Below are 21,581 nucleotides of genomic sequence, written 5' to 3' on the forward strand. Positions count from 1 at the left end.
TCATGCATGACAGGAAACGATACATCCTGGTTTTTGGCTTAGTGCTTTTCAACCCTCGCTAGTTCCGCAACGGCTTTCCTGTCTTCAGCGTATGCTCGACGCGCGCCTGAGTTTTCTCGGTCGCCAGCAGTTCTATAAAGGCGGACCGCTCCAGCTCTAAAAACCATTCTTCATCGACCAGGCTGCCGGGCGTCAGCTCGCCTCCGCACATGACGTGGGCGATTTTGGTGCCGATCAGGTAGTCATGCTCTGAAATGAAGTTGCCTTCGCGCATGTTCACAAGCAAGCCTTTAATGGTGGCGATCCCGGTAGAGCCTGCCACCGGGATATTGCGCGCCCGTAACGGTGGTCGGTAGCCTGCCTCGGCCAGTGCCGCCGCCTGGGCCTTGGCGACGTAAAGTAGCTCGAAGCGGTTCATTACAATGGGGTCCGCCGGGCGGAGATAACCCAATTCCTTCGCATGCTCCGCGCTTTTGCCCAACTGAGCGGTGGCGACATTCTGGAAGTAGTTTCTCAGCCGGGGGAAGGGGTCGCCATCCTTTGCGTCCTGCGCTGCTCTCAAGGCCAGCTCCTTGCAGCCTCCACCGGCCGGCAGCAGCCCCACCCCCGCCTCGACCAGTCCGATGTAGCTTTCCATGGTGGCAACCACGCGGTCGCAGTGCATCACGAACTCGCAGCCGCCGCCCAGCGCGAGCCCATCCACTGCCGCGACCGTCGGGATCATCGAATACCTGAGGTCTTGCGATGTCTGCTGGAATTGGGCCACCATTGCCTCCACCTCCGCCAGCTTTCCCGCCATCAGGGCGTCGGCAAGATGAAGACTTCGGGCGGCCTTAAGCGCGGCGGACTGGGCCGATTTCCTGAGCTTTCTGGCCAGCAGGCTGAAGGCTGAGGGCGGCTCACTGCTTTTAAGGCGCTCGGTGGCTTTTTGAAGATTCGCGCCAGCTGAGAATGGTGGTTCCGTTTGCCAGATAACCAGTGCACGCCAGCTGCGTTCGGCTTCCTCTACCGCCTGCTGCACGCCATCCAGCACGTCACTGCCGATCGTATGCATCTTGCTTTTGAAGCTGAGTATAGCGATACCGTCTTCGTTGATTCCTTCCCTGCCCGGCTCGCCAGAGGTATGCCACATACGCACCGCGTCCGTCTCGAATATGGTCACGCCGTACTCCGCGCGCTCACTCAGCAGCCGGTCGGGAAACAGCTGGCGCCGATAGACAGGCAGCGTGGAGCGCGGCCGGAAATCATTAAAGGACGGAGAGTAGGAGCCGTGCGGCGTGTGTACGCCCCAGCTGATGTCCCTGTTTTCACCTTGATCGATACTTTGCCCTGCCTGCTTCACCCACTCCGGCAGCGGCACGTCGCTCATGCTTGCGCCTGACACGATATCCTCGTTTATCCAGCGGGCAACTTCATTCCAGCCCGCCGCCTGCCAGATTTCAAAAGGTCCCTGAGTCCAGCCAAAGCCCCAGCGCATTGCGAAATCCAGATCGCGCGCGTTGTCGGCAATAGCTTCGAGATGCACGGCGCAATAATGAAATACATCGCGGAATATGGCCCACAGGAATTGCGCTTGCGGATTCGAATTCTTCCGCAGGGCGGCGAGCTTCTCGGCCGGATTTTTGCGTTTAAGCAGTTCCTTTATGTCGTCGTCAGGCTTCGCCGTGGACGGCTGGTAGGTGTTTCGGGCAACATCCAGTTCATGTATCTCATCGCCGATTTTCTTGTAGACTCCGCGCCTGGTTTTCTGCCCGAGGGCGCCGCCGTCAATCAATGCTTTGTGCCAGCCGGGCACAACGAAGTATTTGTGCCATGGATCATGCGGAAGGGTGTCGCGCATGGTCTCGATCACATGCGCGAGGATGTCCAGTCCTACCACATCGGCGGTACGGAAAGTCGCGCTTTTTGGGCGGCCGATCAGGGGTCCGGTTAAAGCATCCACCACGCCGAATTGGAGACCAAACCTGCTCGCGTGATGCATGGTGGCGAGCATGGAAAATACACCGATCCGATTGGCGATGAAATTGGGCGTATCTTTTGCACGGATGACACCCTTGCCGAGGTAGGTAACCAGGAACGATTCCAGGTCGTCGAGCATGGCGTCGTCGCTATCCGTGCAGGCGATCAGTTCAGCCAAGTGCATGTATCGCGGCGGATTGAAAAAATGAATCCCGCAAAAGCGATGACGCAACGCTTCGGGAAGCGCTCGGGCCAGCTCATTGATCGAGAGGCCGGATGTGTTGCTGGCGAAAATGGTATGTTCGCCCAGGTGCAGCGCGACTTTTTTATACAATTCGCTTTTCCAGTCCATCCGTTCCGCGATGGCCTCGATCACGATATCGCACTCTTTAAGAAAATCGAGGTGCTCGGCATAATTTGCAGGCTGGATAGAGGCGGCTTTGGCTGCAACCGACAGTGGGGGAGGGTCCTGTTTTTTCAGGCTTTCGACCGCCTTGATGACGTTTGCGTTCGACTCGCCCTGCTCGGCGGGAAGCTCGAATAACAGCGTCTCGATGTTTGCATTGACAAGATGGGCAGCAATCTGCGCACCCATCACACCTGCGCCGAGAACAGCGGCTTTGCGCACGATGAGTTTGGAATTATTCATGTTACCCCCATTTGTTCACGTGTCACCCGTGTTGCTCAGTCCTGAGGAACGGCTCGCGGTTTGCGATTCTCGTCCACCGCCACATAAGTCAAGACCGCTTCCGTCACCCTGCTGCATATTTCGTGGTTTCCTTCACGCAGCCCCCGCTGGGCATACACGGCCACATCCACCGTGATAGAGGTACGTCCGACCTTGACGATTTCCGCATAGAAACTTACGACGTCTCCAACAAATACCGGCTGTTTGAACACGAAGGAGTTCACCGCTACTGTAACCACACGTCCGCGTGCGCGCCGGATTGCGGGCAGACTGCCGGCAATATCCACCTGCGCCATGATCCAGCCGCCGAAGACGTCGCCCGCGTAGTTGGTATCGGTGGGCATGGGCACCAACCGGAGGACCGGGTCGCGTCCGTCCGGCAGAGTCGCATCAGGTTCCGGGTATGCGTTCATGTTTGCCTCGACGTCTCCTCGTGCGATTCTGCTCAGTGCCCTTCGTAAAGCCGGACTACCTCGGCTTTGTAATGTTCCATCACGTGCCCTCGCCGCAGCTTTAGGGTCGGAGTTAACATGCCATTTTCCACGGTCCATGGTTCCTGCGCCAAGGCCACGCGGTATAGCCTGGCATAGCCGGGGAATTCTTTTATCTGACGGCTGATGCGTTCCAGCAGGATTTCCTCAAGCTTCGGGTTGCGTAAAAGGTGATGCCAGTCCGGATGGAGACCGTACTGTCCCGCAACACTTTCCCAATTGCGTGAATTCAGGACTACAAGCGCGGCCAAATACGAACGGCCTTCACCGATCAGCATCACCTGTTCGAATAGCGGGTCGCGCAGGATTGCGGCTTCCATATCCGCGGGCGGCACTTTCTCCCCTGTGGACATGACGATGATTTCCTTGAGGCGCCCGGTGATGGTTACGCGCCCATGTTGATCGATACGGGCAATATCGCCCGAATTCAACCAGCCATCCGGCGATAAGATTGCCCGGGTGGCCTCTGGGTTGTTCCAGTACCCCAGCATCACGTTCGGTCCGTGGATAAGCAAGGCGTTCTGCTCGCCCAATTTTACTTCCACCCCTGGAATAGGCCGCCCCACGCTGGTAGGAACGTTATCTTCGACGGTATTGGCGCACACAACCGGACTTGTTTCGGTCATGCCGTAGCCTTGCAATACCGGCAGCCCCAGGCCGATAAAGATCCTGGCAACTTCGCTCGACAGCGCTGCGCCCCCGCTCATCGCCCCGCGCAGCCGCCCGCCGAGTTTATCCATTACTTTTTTTGCTACCAGCAGTTTCAGTACCGGCCATAGCAGATGAGACATCCGCCTCGGGCCGCGCCCCTGCCGACACTCGAAACGGCTATAGCCGATCGCAACCGCGAGTTCGAACAGTTTTACACTCAACACCGAACTTTCCGCCAGCTTGACGCGAATTCCGGCGTAGATACGCTCATAGATCCGCGGTACCGACACCAGAATAGTAGGGCGGATGGTCAGCAAATCCTCCTGCAATTGGTGAACTGAGCGGGCGTGGGCCACCGTCGCGCCACCCATCATTGGGGCGTAATATCCCCCAGTGCGCTCAAAAGTATGGGATAGGGGAAGAAACGAAAGCAGAAGATCGTCCGGCCTGATATGCACAACCTGCAGGCAGCTGTGCGCATTGGTAAGGATATTATGGTGGCTCAGCATTACGCCCTTGGGTCGGCCGGAAGTGCCGGAGGTGTAGATGATCGTTGCCAACTGATGTGGATCAAGTTGGGCAACCCCCCTTTGGCCAGCTTCGTCCGGCGCTCGTTCGACCAGTTCCCCCGGAAGCCAGTCATGCAGCGCAAGTACGAACCCGTCCTCGGCCTTTCTTTCACTTCCCTGTATGGTAATGACACGCACGAGACCAGTTATCTGGCGCCGTACCTCGGAAAACGCGTCCCATTGCGCGGGTTCCTCCAGCAACAGTACCTTTACACCCGCATCGCACAGAATATGCGCGGCGTTCTCCGGCCTGTCAGCCGTGTAAAGCGGTACTACCACAAGCCCCAGTCGCAGCGCGGCATGCTCGAAAGTGACCCATTCCGGGCAATTCCTCAACATTATCGCGACCCTGTCCCCGGGGGAAAGGTTTTCCCGCGCCAACGCCTGCTGCCAATGAGCTATCCGTTCATCCATTTGCGACCAGGTGAGGTCGCGCCACTTTCCAGTTGAGCGATCGTAATCCCGATAGGCCACCTTCTGAGGCGAGCGCCGCACTCTTTCGCGAAAAAGCCCATCGAGCGTGACGGCGGTCTCAACTCGGATGATGTCCGATTGCTGGTGTTGAGTTGGCTGCATAATCGTTCCGTCTATTGTTATTGTCGTTTCTCGTGTGGAAGACCTGCGCGGGGCTTCGCCGTTTGTCCTTGCATTGCTCTCACGCGTCTGCCGGCAGCGGTGCAACAGGAGCAGATTCGGTCGCAGTGGCTGATGCGATTGAATTGGTGCCAAAATCGGGGGGGAAATCATCAACCATGATGACCCGGCGTCGCAGAGATTTCATTCCCGCCATCAGCTCCAGTTCATTGGAAGTGATGACGCGCTGCTTGAGCGCAGCGGAAATTTTTTCCTCGCCCTCGGCCGGGATGCGGCCTGTTTTGACCGCCGCCCGCAACTTTGCCTCCACTGCATCGCACACCTCGGCGCACTGTAGCGCTTGTTCGAGGACGCTCAACGGCTCATCAGCGGAATCAGGTATAAAGATGCCCTCTGTCAGTCGATCGCGCGCTTCGCCTGCGGATAGCATCAGCTTTGCCACTTCATGGCTAACTTTATCCGATGGTGGTGAGAATGCGGTGCCCAGGGGAAAGACCATGAACCGCAGAAGGCTGGCGGTGGCCGCCTTGCCGGGGAAGTTATTCAATAAGCCCTCGAATGCGTGTTGCATGCGGTAGAGCGCATCCTGAACGGACCAGTGAAGCAATGGCAGATCCGCTGTAGGGCGGCCGTCGTCTTCAAAGCGTTTCAGGGCAGCCGAGCATAAATAGAGCATACTGAGAATATCGCCGAGGCGGGCAGATATTCTCTCTTTGCGCTTGAGTGCGCCGCCTAGAGTCAGCAACGATATATCGGCGAGAAAAGCAAAAGCTGCTGAGAATCGGGTCAGCTGGCTGTAATAACGTTGGGTTTCAGGAGCGACGCTGCCGGGAGCGCTTGCGAGCGTTCCACCGGTCAGCCCATGAAGGAAAGTACGCGCACCATTGCTGAGCGTGTATGCTACGTGCCCTGCCAGTGCTTTGTCGAAATGCTGGGACGCGCGCTCCGCGTTTCTATCGTTCGCCGCGCTGATTTCCCTTAAAAGGTAGGGATGGCAGCGTATGGCGCCCTGGCCGAATATGATCATATTGCGAGTGAGGATATTCGCCCCCTCCACGGTGATGCTGACGGGGATTTGCTGATAGCCGCGCCCCAAGTAGTTGCTGGGTCCCAGGCAGATTCCTTTTCCCCCATGCACATCCATCGCGTCGTTTATCGCCTGGCGTCCACGTTCGGTAAGATGGTATTTGACGATGGCCGAAATCACCGAAGGTTTTTCACCCAGGTCCACTGCGCCTGCGGTCATGACCCGCGCGGCATTCATCATGTACGTGTTGCCGCCGATTCGGCTGAGCACCTCTTCCACCCCTTCAAAGCGGCCTATCGGCGTTTTGAACTGCACCCGTACTCTGCCATATGCGCCGCTGGTGCGGGTAGCAAGCTTGGCTGCACCGGTACTGGTCGCGGGCAAGGAGATCGACCGGCCCACCGCCAGGCAATTTACCAGCATGCGCCAGCCGTATCCCACTCCATCGCGTCCCCCGATCACCCAGTCCAGCGGGATGAACACATCCTTTCCGGAATTGGGACCATTCTGAAATGCGGCATCAAGTGGAAAGTGCCGGCGTCCGATGTTGACGCCAGGTGTATTCGTGGGGATGAGAGCCAGGGTTATGCCGAGATCTTCCTCGCCCCCCAGCAGCCCGTCCGGATCATGCAACTTGAATGCAAGCCCAAGAAGCGTTGCCACCGGCCCCAAGGTGATGTAACGTTTCTCCCAGGTAAGACGTATGCCAAGCACATGCTCGTCGCCATTGTGTTGGCCATGACAGACAATTCCGGTATCCGGAATCGCGCCCGCGTCCGAACCCGCCTCCGGCCCGGTGAGCGCAAAACAGGGGATTTCCACGCCTTTGGCAAGACGCGGCAGATAATGATCTTTTTGCTCCTCGGTTCCGTATTGCAGCAGCAACTCGGATGGACCCAGCGAGTTTGGCACCATCACCGAGACTGCGGCAGTGCCGCTGCGCGAGCTGATTTTCATGACCACTTCTGAATGCGCCAGCGCGGAAAAGCCAAGACCACCATATTTCTTCGGAATGATCATGCCGAAAAAACCGTTCGTCTTGATGAATTGCCACACCTGTGGCGGCAGATCATGCAGTTCACGCGTAATGGTCCACTCGTCGAGCATGCGGCAGAGCTCTTCAACCGGTCCGCCAAGAAAAGCTTTTTCCTCGGTGCTGAGTTTAGGCTTGGGGTAAGCCAGCAGTTTGTACCAGTTCGGGGCTCCGCTGAACAACTCTCCTTCCCACCATATGGTTCCCGCATCCAGCGCTTCCTGCTCGGTTTGCGATACCTGAGGCAGGATTCTGCGAAAAATTTTGAGCAGCCGGTCAGAAATGAGCACACGTCGCACCGGGGGGGCGAAAAGAATGACGCTAACAATCAGACCCAGCGTCACAAACAAAGAAGAACTCAAAATAATTTCCCTGCGCAAGTTTGCGCGGCTAACACCGCATTACTTTCTGGAACCTCCGGACAAGTCCTCCGTGAAGCGGGCCTGATGACAAAAAGTGCAAGGCAGTCAACGCCTAATTTTACCGCAACCAGTAAAGCGGCAGTCGCGGCACTCCTTATAGATCAGTTGTTCGCAGCAGCCGCGCTTGAAGGTAAATACGTAACGCGTGCGCCTTTCGCGAACTTGCTCAACTGGTACGCAGGCTCATCTTGTTGTCCACCTTCTTGATGCCTTCGACCATCCATGTCAGCATGTTTACCCGGTCCATCTGGGCCTGATTATCCACTACGCCGCTGAGCATTACAGTTCCATTCTCCGCGTCCACTCCGATATCCAGATGCCTTACTTCGGGGTCGGCCTTCAATGCGGATTTGATTGTGCTGACGAGCGTGCTGTCGTCTACTTCCGCCTTTGCTGGTGGCGTTTTCCACGACTCGTGCACCTTTTCCTCGTTTCCACAAGCCGCGACGGATAAGGCGGCGATAAGGATCAAAGTCACTAATCCGAGCTTATCGTTCATCTTTTCTCCCATCACAATTGGTTAGAACACAACCGGCTGAATCAGTGCAATTATGAAACCACGGGGGGTTTTAGGCTAGCATTCAGCAGATAGTTGCACACCTGTTCCGGCAGATTTTCCGCCATGCAATCAAATTCGTGCACGTCCGTCATGGCGCGAAGCCAGGTGAGTTGGCGCTTCGCCAGTTGCCGCGTGGCCGCCACTGCCTTTTCCCGCGCCGTTACGGCATCGACTTTTCTGTCGAGATACATCAACATTTGCCGGTAGCCGACGCAACGCATTGAAGGGCTTTCCTCGTTGAGAGAGAATTTATCACGGATTGCCCGTACCTCATCAATCAATCCCAGCCTGAGCATTTCATCGAACCGCTGGGCGATGCGTTGGTGCAACGCCGTGCGATCGCCGGGGATAAGGGCTATCCGGATTGCGTGATAAGGGAAATGAACAGATTTGGATTGCCGAAGGATTTCAGACATGGGTTTGCCGGTAAGGTAGCACACCTCCAGCGCCCGCTGGATACGCTGGCTATCGGTAGGTTTTATACGCTCCGCGCTGGCCGGGTCGAGCAAAACCAGGTCTGCATGCATCCCTGGCCAGCCTTTTTTTCGAGCTCTGGTTTCAATTGCTGCGCGTAAGCTGTCGTTAGCGGAAGGGAGTGGCGAAAGACCTTCCAGAAGTGTCCTGAAATAGAGCATGGTGCCGCCGGTAAGTAACGGAATATTGCCGCGTTGCGTAATTTCCCCCATTGCGCGCAGCGCATCATCGAGAAAGTGCGCAGCGGAATAGCGCTCATGCGGATCTATCAAGTCGATAAGATGGTGTGGGACGCCGGCCTGCGACTCGGCGCCAGGCTTGGCTGTGCCGATATCCATGTACCGGTAGACCTGGGCTGAATCCACGCTTACGATTTCTACCGGCAGTCGCTGCGCGATTGCCAGCGCGCTGCGGCTTTTCCCGCTGGCGGTGGGCCCCATCAGAAAAATTGCGGGCGAACTGCCCGATGACTCGGGTCGCAGGATTTTCGGGCTTTGCGTTGTCATGAGTAGGGCGTAGACACTTGTACCGGATTCGAGTGCCCGATTGTTTACTTCTTGAAACTTTGAACTGCAGGGGGGACACAGCGCGTATGTCAGCAAGTCATTAAACGCGTTCAGTGATGAAATGGCAAGTGCCGGTTTTTTCGTTTAGAATCGCGTATCTCCGCCCCGCCGCGGCTTCCCGCGCCGGCTTATCAACATTTTCCACGCTCCTTCCATGATCCTTGTTTTAAGTCCGGACATCCGGCCTGACAGTCCCGAATATAAGCAGTTGCTGACGCATCTCGCCAACCTGCCGGGTATTTCTACGCGCGTGCACACTGAAGTGGGCAGTGAGCAGACGCTCACAGAGGTATATTTGATTGGAAATACCAAAGCGCTTCCTGTCGAGGATATGCAGAGCCTGCCCTGCGTTGATCGCGTCGTCAGGATTTCCGAGGAATATCGCGTTCTTGGCCGGCACAAGAACGATAACCGGGCCACATACTTCGACTATAACGGCGTGCGCTTTGGGCAGGATACCCTGAACGTTTTTGCCGGATTATGCGCCGTGGATACTCTGGAGCATGTCGAGTTGATGATGCGGGCCCTGCGCGACAACGGCCAGATATGCACCCGCATGGGCGCATATAAGCCGCGCACCAGCCCGTATTCGTTTCAAGGCCACGGCAAGGCTTGCCTGCCTTATGTATTTGAGCTGGCCGGCAAGTACGGAATCAAGGTGATTGCCATGGAAATCACTCATGAATCCCATTTAGAGGAGATCTGCGAGGCGCTTTACGTGACAGGCAACTCCACGGGTATCATGCTGCAGATCGGTACGCGCAACACGCAAAATTTCGAGCTGCTCAAAATCGTGGGCCGCCAACAGGAGTTGCCTGTATTGATCAAGCGCGGTTTCGGCATCACGCTGGATGAGTCGCTCAACGCCGCTGAATACCTGGCTTCCGAAGGAAACCGCAAAGTCGTCTTCGGGCTGCGGGGCATGAAAACCAACATGGGCGATCCTCATCGCAATTTCGTGGACTTTGCCCATGTGCCCGTGGTCAAGCGCCTGACGCGCATGCCGGTTTGCATTGATCCCTCCCACTCGGTGGGGCTGCGTGCGACATCTCCTGATGGCATCCTCGATATCATGCATGCAACCGCCCAAGGCATCATCGCTGGCGCCAATATGGTACTGGTGGATTTCCACCCAGTGCCGAGCAAGGCGCTTGTGGATGGACCGCAAGCGCTGCTAATCAAGGAGCTGCCGTTTTTTCTGGAAGATGTTCGCATCGCTCGCCAGGCTTACCAGCAGCGTGTAGTACTGGCTGAACGCTATGCCGACGCATAGTCCCACTCTGTTTGGTCCGTAACCGGGGTAGAGCTATAATCTTGGGATTATCTGCTCTAAAACATCTGCGCCTCCATGCATCGCGATAAAATACGGTACAGTATTTTATTGTTTCCGTTTTTACTTTCGGGAGCGGTGCCGGCTTCGACCGAAAGCGGCCACGCTGACGCCCCAGACGAGGTCTTCAGGCCGGATGTGCTGTCAGTGGCTCCACTCAGCTTGATCGATGATCGCGGGCGTCGCATCCGTCTGGACCATTTCGCCGATCGCATCGTATCGCTCTCCCCGAGTATTACGGAACTGGTTTTCTCCGCCGGGGCCGGCAGCAAATTGGTTGGTGCGAGCCGTTACAGCGATTACCCCGATGGCGCGAAATCAGTGCCTGAAGTCGGGGACGCCTCCGGCCTGGATTTTGAAAGAATTCTCGCGCTAAAGCCTGATCTGGTGATTGCATGGCATAGCGGCAATAGCGGCGCGGATATTGGAAAGCTTGAAAAACTGGGTGTGACCGTCTTTGCCTCAGAGGCGGCTCAGCTTGAGGATATTCCGCGCCTGCTGCGCATAGTCGGAATACTCGCGGGCACATCCGCGCAAGCGGAATCAGCAGCCAGGGCGTATGAAGAGGAGTTGCAGCAGATCAAACGCCGCTATGGGAGGCGTAATAAAATAAGCGTGTTCCAGTTGATCTGGGATCAACCGCTAATGACCATAAATGGCCATCATATGGCAAGCGGTATCATAAACATATGCGGCGGCATCAATGTGTTTGCGTCCACGCCCTCCCTGACGCTAGTCGTATCCGAGGAAGATCTGCTGACGGCCGACCCTGACGCCATCATTAGCAGTGTCTCGCTTGAACTCGACGAATCCGGATCGCGCGCTCGATCGCGACGCTTCTCTCAAATGAGTGCGGTTCGAAACAATCATATATTTTTTGTGCAGCCTGATCTCATCAATCGTCAGACCGTTCGCACGCTCGCGGCGGCAAGCGCCGTTTGCGCGCACTTGGAAAGTGTCCGCGCAGTTGGGGAAAAAAACGGGTCCGATCTGTTCCCGGAACTGACTAGTTAAGCCTGTGTTATTGCCGGACCTGCCAATTTTCGAATGTAGAGGATAATGGAAAAGGGCAAGAGTTTACTTGAGTAAATATATGAATAGTCTAGAATAACGGTCCAGCGTTTTTTGCAACGCGTCAGTCTTCCACGCGGGCTACGGATCGCCGCCATGCTGAGCGCCGAACGGCGCCAGAACTGAATGGTTTTTATGGAGAATGAACAAATGATCAAGGTATTGCTTGCGAACCCTCGCGGTTTCTGCGCCGGAGTGGACCGCGCGATTGAAATCGTAGAACGCGCGCTGAGTATGCATGGCGCGCCGATCTACGTGCGCCACGAAGTGGTGCATAACCGTTTCGTCGTGGAGAATCTGGAAAAAAAAGGGGCGGTGTTCGTAGAAAACCTCGATGAAGTGCCGGTGGGCAGCATACTGATCTTCAGTGCGCACGGCGTATCGCACGAGGTGCGGCGGGAAGCGGAGGCGCAACAGTTCAAGGTATTCGACGCCACGTGCCCGCTGGTGACAAAAGTTCACATCGAAGTTGCGAAAATGCGCGAGCAGGGACGGGAAATCATCATGATCGGGCACGCCGGGCATCCGGAGGTGGAAGGCACAATGGGGCAGGCTGAAGGAGACGGGCCGTATATGTACCTGGTGGAAACAGAAGAAGATGTCGAAAATTTGCAGGTGAAGGACCCGAATCACTTGGCTTACGTTACCCAGACCACATTGTCGGTGGATGACGCGACGCGGGTCATCAGGGCGCTGAAGAGGCGATTTCCGAACATCACCGGGCCGAAAAAGGACGATATTTGCTACGCTACGCAAAATCGGCAGGATGCCGTAAAGATGATGGTAAAGCAGTGTGACCTGGTTATCGTGGTGGGGTCGCCTAACAGTTCCAACTCGAACCGCTTGTGCGAAGTTGCAAGAAATGCGGGGGTTGATGCCTATATGATAGATAGGGCCGAGCAACTGCTGGAGACATGGCTGGAAGGAAAGGATCGCATCGGCATTACCGCTGGCGCTTCGGCACCTGAAGTGCTCGTGCAGGAGGTGATCTCGCGCCTCAGGCAGATCGGCGCGGGTCAGGCTGGAAGGGAAGTGGTGGTGGAAGAATTGAGCGGCGTGGTCGAGTCGGTAGTCTTTCCGTTGCCGAAGAATTGACTGAATGATTTCTAGTACGTTACCCCGATAGAGTGCGCCCACAAGCCGCCAAGGTTGAGACGCCGCTTTGGAAGCAACTGCACGCCATTAACTTGATCGCGCACCTCCTTGATTTGGCTGCCTGATTGCAGGCAAGAAGTTCCCATTAGATTCCTCCGCCGCTGGTCCTCCGCAAGAGGGGGAACGTGTTATCTCAGCGGGGACGGGTCCAGTTGTTCGCGTGGCTATTACGCGACCTGGTTCGAATTCGAAATTTAATCTTTATTCAACCGTACCTGGCAGTTAGCCGTTGTAATCGATGCAGCACATACTGGAAAAGGCTAAAAATATCCGTCTGGTCATCTTCGACGTGGATGGAGTGCTTACCGACGGCACTCTGTACCTTACGGACAGCGGCGAGGAGATAAAGGCATTTAACAGCCAGGATGGCCACGGCCTTAAAATGCTCAAGGCAAGCGGAGTGGGCATCGCGCTCATAACCGGGAGGCAATCGCGCTGCGTCGATCTGAAGGCCAAGGATTGGGGCGTGACCATCGTCTACCAGGGCGCGAAGAGCAAGCTGCCCGCGTTTGAGGCGATGCTGAAGGAGCAGCAAATGGATGCCGCCAGCTGCGCCTACGTGGGAGACGATCTAATAGATTTGCCAGTAATGTTGCGCTGCGGTCTTGCCATCACAGTGCCCGCCGCGCCGGCTTTTGTGAAAAGGCATGCACATCATGTCACCCGTCTTGAAGGCGGCCGGGGTGCCGTGCGCGAGATCTGTGAGTTGATCATGCACGCCCAGGAAACCCTTGATGCTCAGTTGGCCGCCTATCTTAAATGATCAATCGGCTGCCTTCCTGGGTTCTTGCCGTTATTCTTGTCTTGCTCCTGGCGTTGCCGTTCTGGCTGAATCAACCGCGACGTGCAGTTTCCCCGTCTACGGACAGTCAGTTAAGCAGAACGCCCGATTATGTGGTGGAAAACTTTTCCGCCATTCGAATGGATGAGGGTGGCGTTGGGCGTCATATTCTGCTGGCACAGAAAATGGTGCATTACCCGGACGACGATTCCACCGACCTGGAGCAGCCGCGCTTAATCAATACCGACCCGGGGAAACCGGCCATGCAAGTGAAGGCGGACGAGGCGAAGATGACAAGTAGTGGCGAAGATATTTATTTAAGCGGCAATGTCATGGTCGTGCGAAATGCGGGCAAGGGCCGCGGCGAGACAAGCATGACGACCAGCTTTTTGCACGTTATACCGGATGATGATATCGCGAGAACCGACAAGCCAGTGGTCATTACGGAAACGAACGCGGTGATCAAGGCGGTTGGCATGGAGACGAGTAGCCGGACCGGCATCACCCAGCTATTGTCCCAAGTAAAGGTTGTTCATGGAAAACGACGATAAGAAACTCTATGCAAGCACTCCAGCTCGCTGCCGAGGACTTACCGGGACGTTGCCAAGGTTTATGAGCTGCCGCGAACGCATGAGATCAGGTTCGGTCTGGGTTTTGCTCGGCATGATGCTCACCAGTACCGTTCTGGCTGAGCGAGCTGACCGCGATCAACCCGTTCATCTGGAAGCCGACCGGGCTACTGTGCAGGATGCGAACAAACTTGCGACCTTCACCGGCCACGTAGTGCTCACTCAAGGAACATTGGTGATTCGCGCTGACAAGATGACAGTGAAAGAGGATGCCAACGGATTCCAATACGCCACCGCTTTCGGCAATCTTGTCAGCTTTCGCCAAAAGCGCGATGGCAGGGATGAGTATGTGGAGGGTTGGAGTGAACGCATGGAATATGACGGCAAGGCGGACAAGGTGCAGCTATTCAAGAAAGCGAGATTGCGACGCGGGCAGGATGAGGTGCATGGGGATTACATTTCCTACGACGCAGTCAATGAATTCTTTCAGGTAAACGGTAGTGGCGAAGCAAGTACTCAAACTCATTCCGAGGGAAGGGTGAGGGCGGTTATTCAGCCGAAGAAAAAACCGGGGCCCGAGAGCCGATGAAGTAGAACGTCGAAATACCCGGAAATGAGCCAATTCAGAGCGGATAATCTAAAAAAAAGCTACAAGTCGCGTACGGTGGTGCAGGACGTTTCGATTACCGTCAACAGCGGCGAAGTCGTGGGCCTGCTGGGACCCAACGGTGCCGGCAAAACCACATGTTTTTATATGATGGTCGGTCTGGTTCCGCTCGATGGAGGCACCATCCATCTCGACGAACTCGATCTTAGCCAGATGCCGATGCATTTGCGCGCGCGTCTGGGGCTTAGTTATCTTCCTCAGGAAGCATCAATATTCAGGCGTCTTTCAGTGGCCGATAATATTCGCGCCGTGCTGGAATTGAAGAATTACCCGCCGGCCGAAATGCACGAGCATCTTGACGGGCTGTTGCATGATCTTCACATCACTCACATAAGGACCAACCCGGCCATCAGTTTGTCGGGGGGGGAGCGCCGCCGGGTCGAAATTGCCCGGGCGCTCGCAACCGAGCCGCGTTTCATTTTGCTGGATGAGCCGTTTGCAGGGGTCGATCCCATTGCCGTAATTGATATTCAGAAAATTATCCAATTTCTCAAGGAACGTGACATTGGCATTCTGGTAACCGACCATAACGTTCGGGAAACGTTGGGTATTTGCGACCGCGCTTACATCATCAGCGAAGGTCGGGTGCTGGCGAGCGGCAGCCCCGATGAAATCATCTATAATGAAAGCGTAAGGAAAGTGTACTTGGGAGAGCACTTTCGGCTGTGAAATAGGAGTTATCAACACCTACCAACCCGGTTGAATCGGGTCTTGCCTATAATGAAACCGACTCTCCAGCTTAAGACATCACAGCACTTAACGCTTACTCCGCAATTGCAGGAATCTATCAGGTTGCTGCAGCTTTCAACGGTTGAGTTGAACCAAGAAATCGAACGCCTGGTCCAGGAAAATCCACTTCTGGAGCTCGGTGACAGTGTGAGCAGCGGCGCCGAGTATTTGGGCACGCTGGAGGCCGGGGTTGAGCCGCTTTCGGTCGATCTGATGGAGATTCCGGAGGAAGGCGGCAAGTTGCTTTCCGAGGAGAGCCCTGACGCACAAAAAGCCGCAGGGGAAGCGGACTGGCTCGCGGATGACAGCGCCTCCCGTGGCATGCGCGACGATGACGATGAGCGCGACTATCCACAACATGCCGCTGAGCCTCAAAGTCTGCGCGAGCATCTCAACTCGCAGCTCAGCATCAGCCAGATTCCTGAACGCGACAGGAAAATTGTCGGTTTACTGATCGACAGTCTGGATGACGACGGCTATCTTGTCCAGGACCTGGAAGAACTCGTTGATCTGTTGCCGCCCGAGCTCGAAATAGATATCGACGACCTCCACATCGCCCGCGAACTTTTGCAGCATCTCGACCCACCCGGCGTGGGTGCGCGCGACCTGAGAGAATGCCTCGTGATGCAGCTGCAGGCCTTGCCGGAGGATACGCCCTATCGTGAACAGGCCTTGCTGCTGGTTGGCAATCATCTTGAAAGCCTGGCATCAAAAGACTTTTGCGCAATTAAAAAATTGCTGCACTGCGATGACAACTGCTTGCGCTCGATCCAAAGTTTGATTACGCGTTTGAATCCCCGGCCGGGTATGGCATTCAGTTCTGCCGTGGCGCGCTATATCATACCGGATGTGATTGTGACCAAAGTCGGCGGCGTCTGGGTCGCCAATCTCAATCCGGAAGCGATGCCTCGCCTCAAGATCAACCGGTTGTACGCGGACATCCTGAAACGCTACAGCGACGACTCCACCCGCCGCCTGGCCGGTCAACTGAATGAAGCAAAATGGCTCATCAAGAATGTTCTTCAGCGTTTCAGCACCATTTTGAAGGTATCTGCGGCAGTGGTCGAGCGGCAGCAACAATTCTTCGAGCATGGCCCAGTGGCCATGCGGCCAATGGTATTGCGTGAAATCGCCCAGACGCTTGACCTGCATGAATCCACCATTTCACGTGTGACGACGCAGAAATTCATGCGTACGCCGCGTGGTATATTCGAGCTCAAGTATTTTTTTGGCAGTCACGTGGCCACCGATACGGGCGGTGTTTGTTCCGCAACCGCCATTCGCGCCTTGATAAAACAACTGATTAGCGCCGAGGAGGGCAAGAAACCGTTGAGCGACAGTCAAATCTCGGAAATTCTGGGGCAACAGGGTATTATGGTTGCTCGCCGCACTGTGGCAAAATATCGGGAGTCCATGCATATCCCTCCGGTTAATCTTCGCAAGTCAGTTTAATAACGCCAAGGAGCAATAATGAATCTCAATCTTACCGGTCACCACGTTGAAATCACCCCTGCAATGCGGGATTACGTGACATCAAAGCTGAGCAAGGTCACACGCCACTTTGATCACGTAATCGATGTCAGCGTGATTCTGTCGGTAGAAAAACTCAAACAAAAAGCCGAAGCCAACGTGCATGTGCGGGGCAAGGATATTTTTGTCGAGGCGGACGGTGCGGATATGTATGCGTCCATAGATAGCCTTGTTGACAAGCTTGACAGACAGGTACTCAGGCACAAAGAAAAGAATGCCAACCACCGCAATAATGGCGGATTGAAAAATTTGGAAATGGAACAACCTGAGGCCAATCCGGCTGATCCGGGACTGTAGCTAAAATAGGGAAGTATGGGAAGTATTCCCTGTTTTCACTTCATCTCGGAAATGATCCATTAAATGTCTCAGATTACCGGCAGGCAACTATTCGAGGACAAGCGGCAAAAGCTGAATCTGGTGTGGGAGGCAGGCAGGGACGGTGGCGATCGAAGTCTCAGTGATGATGACATCGCCCGTTCCACGCAAGGGGTCATCGGTCACCTCAATTTCATCCATCCCAACTGGATACAAGTCCTGAGTCACACCGAGGCGGAATACCTGAACGGGCTTGATGCCGCTTCTCTGGAGCAAAATATGCTGCGGCTGGCGCAAAGCAGCCTGTTTTGCATCATTGTCTCTGGCGATGCTCCTGTGCCCGGTTCAATTAGAGCCATGGCGGATGCCACTCATACGCCCCTATTCTGCTCCCCCCTTCCCAGCCTAGAGGTAGTGTGGTTGTTACGTCCATATCTGGGGCGGGCGCTCGCACCTTCGAGCAGTCGGCACGGTGTTCTCCTGGACGTTCTCGGTTTGGGCGTAATGATCACCGGTGAAAGCGGCGTCGGAAAAAGCGAACTGGCGCTGGAACTGGTGAGTCGGGGGCATGGCCTGGTCGCGGATGACGTAGTGGAGCTTTATCGCATTGCGCCGGAAACCCTGGAAGGCCGGTGTCCGCCCATGCTGCGTGATTTTCTCGAAGTGCGCGGCTTGGGAATGCTGAATATTCGCACGATTTTTGGCGAGACCGCAGTGCGCCGGAAAAAAAATATGAAGCTCATTGTCCACCTGCAAAAACCCAGCACTGTCGATTTTAATACGATGGAACGTCTCCCGATCAACGACGTTACGGAAAATATCCTTGAGGTCAATATCCGCAAGGTTATTATTCCCGTGGCCGCCGGCCGGAACCTAGCCGTGCTGGTCGAGGCGGCGGTGCGCAATTACGTGCTGCAACTGCGAGGTATCGATAGCGCACAGGAATTTCTCACCCGCCATCAACAGGAAATGGAGGACGCACAGGATCAGGAGCAGGCAAAAAATGAACCGTGAGTTCTGGCAATGGATGATTGCCGTCTCCTGCATGTTGAACAATGCAACTTATCGTTATTAGCGGTTTGTCCGGCTCGGGCAAGAGCATCGCGCTGACTGTTCTGGAGGATAGCGGTTACTACTGTGTGGATAATCTGCCGGCAAACCTGCTGCGGGAGGTTACGGTCTATTTAAGGGATTCCGGACACCCCCGCGTAGCGGTAAGTATCGACGCGCGCAGCCGCGATACATTACCGCTCTTGCCACAGCAATTGGCCGACTTGAGGCAGCAGGAAATGGAAGTGCATCTCCTGTTCCTTGAAGCCAAGACCGACACTCTGGTAAAGCGCTTTTCAGAAACACGCCGCCGCCATCCTCTCAGCGATAATCGCTCTACCCTGCCCGAATGCATAGAATTGGAGCGCGAAATGCTTCGCGCGATTCGGGATCTTGCCAATCGGATCGATACGAGCGATTTGAGCGCCAGTTCATTACGCGCCTGGATCAGGGATTTTGTAGGGCTCGATCATGCGTGCCTGACTCTCTTGTTTCAGTCATTCGGATTCAAGCACGGCGTGCCCCTGGATTCGGATATGGTATTCGACGTGCGATGTTTGCCCAACCCCCATTACGAGGCGGCGCTCCGCCCGCTCACTGGAAAAGATCCGGCTGTAATCGAATTCCTGAGCGCGATCCGGGAGGTCGATCGCATGTTTGAGGATATCCGGAAGTTTGTAAATGACTGGATGCCCTGCTTCATTCGCGACAACCGCAATTATCTGACGGTGGCCATTGGGTGTACCGGGGGGCGGCATCGTTCCGTATATTTTGCCGAGCGGCTCGCGCACCATTTCATGCCCACTAGCCAAGTACTGGTGCGCCACCGGGAATTGGACAGTTAGAATCGGGTCTCAGGCCTGCTTTGGTTATAGATGTGCGAGATCAGATGAGTCCTCCAAAAACTATCACGCTTGCCTTTACAGGCGCATCCGGGATGCCCTACGGAGTGCGCCTGCTGGAATTACTGCTGGCTAGCGGTAACCGGGTGTATCTACTGTATTCCCAACCGGCACAGATGGTTGCCCACCAGGAAATGCAATTTGTCCTGCCTTCTCGCGCAAAGGATGCGGAAGAGTTATTCAGCCGTCGCTTCAACGCCGCCGAGGGACAGTTGCGTGTATTTGGACGAGAAGACTGGTTTGCTCCCGTGGCCTCAGGCTCAAACCCCCCCGATGCAATGGTGGTATGCCCTTGCACGATGGGAACGCTGGCCGCAATCGCCGGGGGACTGAGTCAAAAGCTCATCGAGCGCGCCGCCGACGTCATGCTTAAAGAAAAGCGCAAGCTTATTCTGGTTCCGCGGGAAACACCTTTTTCCTCGATTCACCTGGAAAACATGCTGAAGCTCGCACAAAACGGGACCGTCATTCTGCCTCCGAATCCCGGCTTTTATCATCATCCGCAAACTATAGAGGATATGGTGGATTTTGTTGTTGCGCGGATACTTGATCATCTTGAGGTGGCGCATACGCTTATGGCCCGTTGGGGCGAGAACGAGAACCCTTAAGCGAATGCTACGGAAGCCTCAATCGGTATTCAGGTCTGCAATTCAATTAGGGCGATGAACAGGGCCGACTGGAACACCATGCCGGACGATTACCGGCTGGAGCGTTTGTTGCCGAGCTCACTTTCTGCAGCGCACGCCTCCGCCGGGATCAGTTTCAGGCCATCCATTGTCGTGCGGTAAATTCCCGCTTCGGTCACGATAAAATCCATGGCAACATCATGTGGTTGGGGATGCATGCTATCCACACGCAGTATTTCAAACGCCACTCCAATCGCCAGCGGAGGGGGCGTGATTGCTGCAAGGGTACGATCAAAATATCCGCTGCCGTATCCCAGGCGGAAGCCCAGCTCGTCAAAGCCGATCATGGGTATGATTAGGGCCTGCACGGCTACCGGGTCGGTATTATCGGGCACCGGAATGTCGTAGGCGCCGATTTTCATTGGCGCACCGGGCCACCATTTACGAAAAAACAGAGGCGTGTGTTTATTCAAGACCTCCGGCAGCGCGACCGTCGCGCCGCATTCATGCATGAACCCCATCAATGGACGTGGATCGTATTCCTGGCGATGAGGCCAGCAAAAGCCCACCATGCTTTTTTGCAAGGAGGGAAAGCCATTTTTGAGCAAGCTGGTGATAGCAGTGTTCCAGCCCTGGTATTCTTCCTCGGTAACCGAGGCCCTGCGCTTGATCAATTCCGCACGCTTTTCCTTGCGCCATTCCCTCCAGTTATCCATATTTTTCTTCACGAACTCACCCGCATAGTCGTGAGCAGTTTTCTCACCGGCGCGGGAATCGCGGCTTGGAGCGCATCCTCCGGTGTTGTCCAGATACCGGTTCCTGGATCTCGTACTGGAGTAGAGGAAAGTAAACTGACCCGAAGCAGCTGGGGATAGATTCGTAGCCGGAAGTGTGTAAAGGTATGATCGAACGGTTCCATCGGCACCTGCACCGGCGAATCGAGTTCCAGACCCAAGCGGCCTCTGCAATGTTCCATGGTGTTTCCGCCCACAGCCATTTCGGGCAGGCACCACAGGCCACCCCAGAGTCCTTCGAGCGGTCGTTTTTCCAGAAAAACTCTTCCTTCGTTCATTAGCATCATCAGAATTGTTTCTTTCATCGGCAGCAGCTTCCTCGGCCGCGGGGAGGGCAGCTTGTCAATCCGATCGTGGCGAAACGCAACGCAATCCTGCTGCAGAGGGCACAACGAGCACTTCGGCTTGCTGCGAGTGCAAACGGTTGCGCCTAGATCCATCAATGCCTGGGTGTAAGTTTCAACGAGTCCGTTGATGTCTTCGTTGCTGCCTTTCGTTGCTGCTGCCTGCGATGTTGGCAGCAGCTCCTCCGCCTTCCGCCAAAAAAGCGTTTCGTTTCTTTTGTCGCCGGGATATCCTTCCAAGCCGAAGCAGCGCGCTAGGACACGTTTCACATTGCCATCGAGTATTGCGCACCGTTCCCCATAAGCGAATACGGCGATGGCCGCGCCGGTCGAGCGTCCGATCCCTGGCAACTTGCGGATGATTTCAGCGCTTTCCGGAAATTTCCCCTGATAATTGCTAACGATCAGGCGCGCCGCCCTGTGTAAGTTTCTTCCACGCGAGTAATAGCCCAAGCCGCTCCACCGTGCCAAAACATCGTCCAGAGACGCCAGGGCAAGGCGCCGGATATCGGGAAAGCTTTGCAGAAACCGTTGGTAATAAGGGATCACCGTGTTGACCTGGGTCTGCTGCAACATGATTTCCGACAGCCAGATCGCATACGGGTCGCGCGTATGCTGCCAGGGAAGGTGGTGCCGACCGTGCTTTTCCTGCCAGCGGATGATTTTCGCCGCGAAGGAGTCCATT

20 protein-coding genes are annotated in these 21,581 nt (G+C 55.5%); 12 read left to right on the forward strand and 8 right to left on the reverse strand.

Annotated elements, in window-relative coordinates:
• Positions 1–58: 58 nt before the first annotated feature.
• The 6 genes from BM022_RS08190 to miaA form a co-directional block, all read right to left on the reverse strand.
• Positions 59–2,608: a 3-hydroxyacyl-CoA dehydrogenase/enoyl-CoA hydratase family protein gene (locus BM022_RS08190; protein WP_091138389.1), complete on the reverse strand. Its 2,550-nt coding sequence runs from the start codon at positions 2,606–2,608 to the stop codon at positions 59–61.
• 35 nt (positions 2,609–2,643) lie between these two features.
• Positions 2,644–3,060: an acyl-CoA thioesterase gene (locus BM022_RS08195; protein ID WP_091138391.1), complete on the reverse strand. Its 417-nt coding sequence runs from the start codon at positions 3,058–3,060 to the stop codon at positions 2,644–2,646.
• Between the two features lie 32 nt (positions 3,061–3,092).
• Entirely contained in the window at positions 3,093–4,934 is a 1,842-nt protein-coding gene (locus BM022_RS08200; RefSeq protein ID WP_091138392.1) for an AMP-dependent synthetase/ligase, read from the reverse strand.
• Positions 4,935–5,013: 79 nt separating this feature from the next.
• On the reverse strand, positions 5,014–7,377 hold the full coding sequence (locus BM022_RS08205; protein ID WP_371264310.1) for an acyl-CoA dehydrogenase: 2,364 nt from the start codon (positions 7,375–7,377) through the stop codon (positions 5,014–5,016).
• A gap of 223 nt (positions 7,378–7,600) precedes the next feature.
• Complete coding sequence (locus BM022_RS08210; protein WP_091138474.1) at positions 7,601–7,933, reverse strand: BON domain-containing protein; 333 nt, start codon at positions 7,931–7,933, stop codon at positions 7,601–7,603.
• A gap of 50 nt (positions 7,934–7,983) precedes the next feature.
• On the reverse strand, positions 7,984–8,973 hold the full coding sequence (gene miaA, locus BM022_RS08215; protein ID WP_091138395.1) for a tRNA (adenosine(37)-N6)-dimethylallyltransferase MiaA: 990 nt from the start codon (positions 8,971–8,973) through the stop codon (positions 7,984–7,986).
• 214 nt (positions 8,974–9,187) lie between these two features.
• Between miaA and BM022_RS08220 the strand changes: the two genes are divergently transcribed.
• The 12 genes from BM022_RS08220 (at position 9,188) to BM022_RS08275 (ending at position 19,740) form a co-directional block, all read left to right on the forward strand.
• Positions 9,188–10,306, forward strand: a complete 1,119-nt coding sequence (locus BM022_RS08220) for a 3-deoxy-7-phosphoheptulonate synthase (protein WP_091138397.1) — start codon at positions 9,188–9,190, stop codon at positions 10,304–10,306.
• A gap of 135 nt (positions 10,307–10,441) precedes the next feature.
• Complete coding sequence (locus BM022_RS08225) at positions 10,442–11,377, forward strand: cobalamin-binding protein (protein WP_256209059.1); 936 nt, start codon at positions 10,442–10,444, stop codon at positions 11,375–11,377.
• Positions 11,378–11,584: 207 nt separating this feature from the next.
• Complete coding sequence (ispH, locus tag BM022_RS08230) at positions 11,585–12,529, forward strand: 4-hydroxy-3-methylbut-2-enyl diphosphate reductase (protein WP_091138476.1); 945 nt, start codon at positions 11,585–11,587, stop codon at positions 12,527–12,529.
• Between the two features lie 298 nt (positions 12,530–12,827).
• Positions 12,828–13,352 carry a KdsC family phosphatase gene (locus BM022_RS08235; RefSeq protein ID WP_091138400.1) on the forward strand — a complete coding sequence of 175 codons (525 nt, stop codon included), beginning with the start codon at positions 12,828–12,830 and terminating at the stop codon, positions 13,350–13,352.
• A complete protein-coding gene (lptC, locus tag BM022_RS08240; protein WP_091138401.1) occupies positions 13,349–13,921 on the forward strand; it encodes an LPS export ABC transporter periplasmic protein LptC in 573 nt (190 codons plus the stop codon). The genes BM022_RS08235 and lptC overlap by 4 nt, the downstream gene beginning before the upstream one ends.
• 79 nt (positions 13,922–14,000) lie before the next feature.
• A complete protein-coding gene (gene lptA / locus BM022_RS08245) occupies positions 14,001–14,528 on the forward strand; it encodes a lipopolysaccharide transport periplasmic protein LptA (protein ID WP_091138477.1) in 528 nt (175 codons plus the stop codon).
• A 24-nt stretch (positions 14,529–14,552) separates the two neighbouring features.
• Positions 14,553–15,275 (forward strand): LPS export ABC transporter ATP-binding protein, encoded by a 723-nt coding sequence (lptB, locus tag BM022_RS08250; protein ID WP_091138403.1) that lies wholly within the window; start codon positions 14,553–14,555, stop codon positions 15,273–15,275.
• A 51-nt stretch (positions 15,276–15,326) separates the two neighbouring features.
• Positions 15,327–16,787, forward strand: a complete 1,461-nt coding sequence (locus BM022_RS08255; RefSeq protein WP_091138405.1) for an RNA polymerase factor sigma-54 — start codon at positions 15,327–15,329, stop codon at positions 16,785–16,787.
• A gap of 18 nt (positions 16,788–16,805) precedes the next feature.
• A complete protein-coding gene (hpf, locus tag BM022_RS08260) occupies positions 16,806–17,162 on the forward strand; it encodes a ribosome hibernation-promoting factor, HPF/YfiA family (protein WP_091138406.1) in 357 nt (118 codons plus the stop codon).
• A 63-nt stretch (positions 17,163–17,225) separates the two neighbouring features.
• The gene (gene hprK, locus BM022_RS08265; RefSeq protein WP_091138408.1) at positions 17,226–18,194 is read left to right on the forward strand and encodes an HPr(Ser) kinase/phosphatase; all 969 of its coding nucleotides are present in this window, start codon (positions 17,226–17,228) and stop codon (positions 18,192–18,194) included.
• 41 nt (positions 18,195–18,235) lie between these two features.
• Complete coding sequence (gene rapZ, locus BM022_RS08270; protein WP_091138409.1) at positions 18,236–19,075, forward strand: RNase adapter RapZ; 840 nt, start codon at positions 18,236–18,238, stop codon at positions 19,073–19,075.
• A 44-nt stretch (positions 19,076–19,119) separates the two neighbouring features.
• Entirely contained in the window at positions 19,120–19,740 is a 621-nt protein-coding gene (locus BM022_RS08275; RefSeq protein WP_091138410.1) for a flavin prenyltransferase UbiX, read from the forward strand.
• Positions 19,741–19,829: 89 nt separating this feature from the next.
• Here the strand turns inward: BM022_RS08275 and BM022_RS08280 are convergent, their stop codons facing one another.
• Together BM022_RS08280 and mutY are read right to left on the reverse strand one after the other, a co-directional pair.
• The gene (locus tag BM022_RS08280; protein WP_256209061.1) at positions 19,830–20,486 is read right to left on the reverse strand and encodes a 5-formyltetrahydrofolate cyclo-ligase; all 657 of its coding nucleotides are present in this window, start codon (positions 20,484–20,486) and stop codon (positions 19,830–19,832) included.
• Complete coding sequence (mutY, locus tag BM022_RS08285) at positions 20,483–21,580, reverse strand: A/G-specific adenine glycosylase (protein WP_091138412.1); 1,098 nt, start codon at positions 21,578–21,580, stop codon at positions 20,483–20,485. The genes BM022_RS08280 and mutY overlap by 4 nt, the downstream gene beginning before the upstream one ends.
• Between the last annotated feature and the right edge of the window lies 1 nt (position 21,581).

It is taken from the genome of Nitrosospira sp. Nsp14, from assembly GCF_900113575.1.
Taxonomy (GTDB): Bacteria; Pseudomonadota; Gammaproteobacteria; order Burkholderiales; family Nitrosomonadaceae; genus Nitrosospira.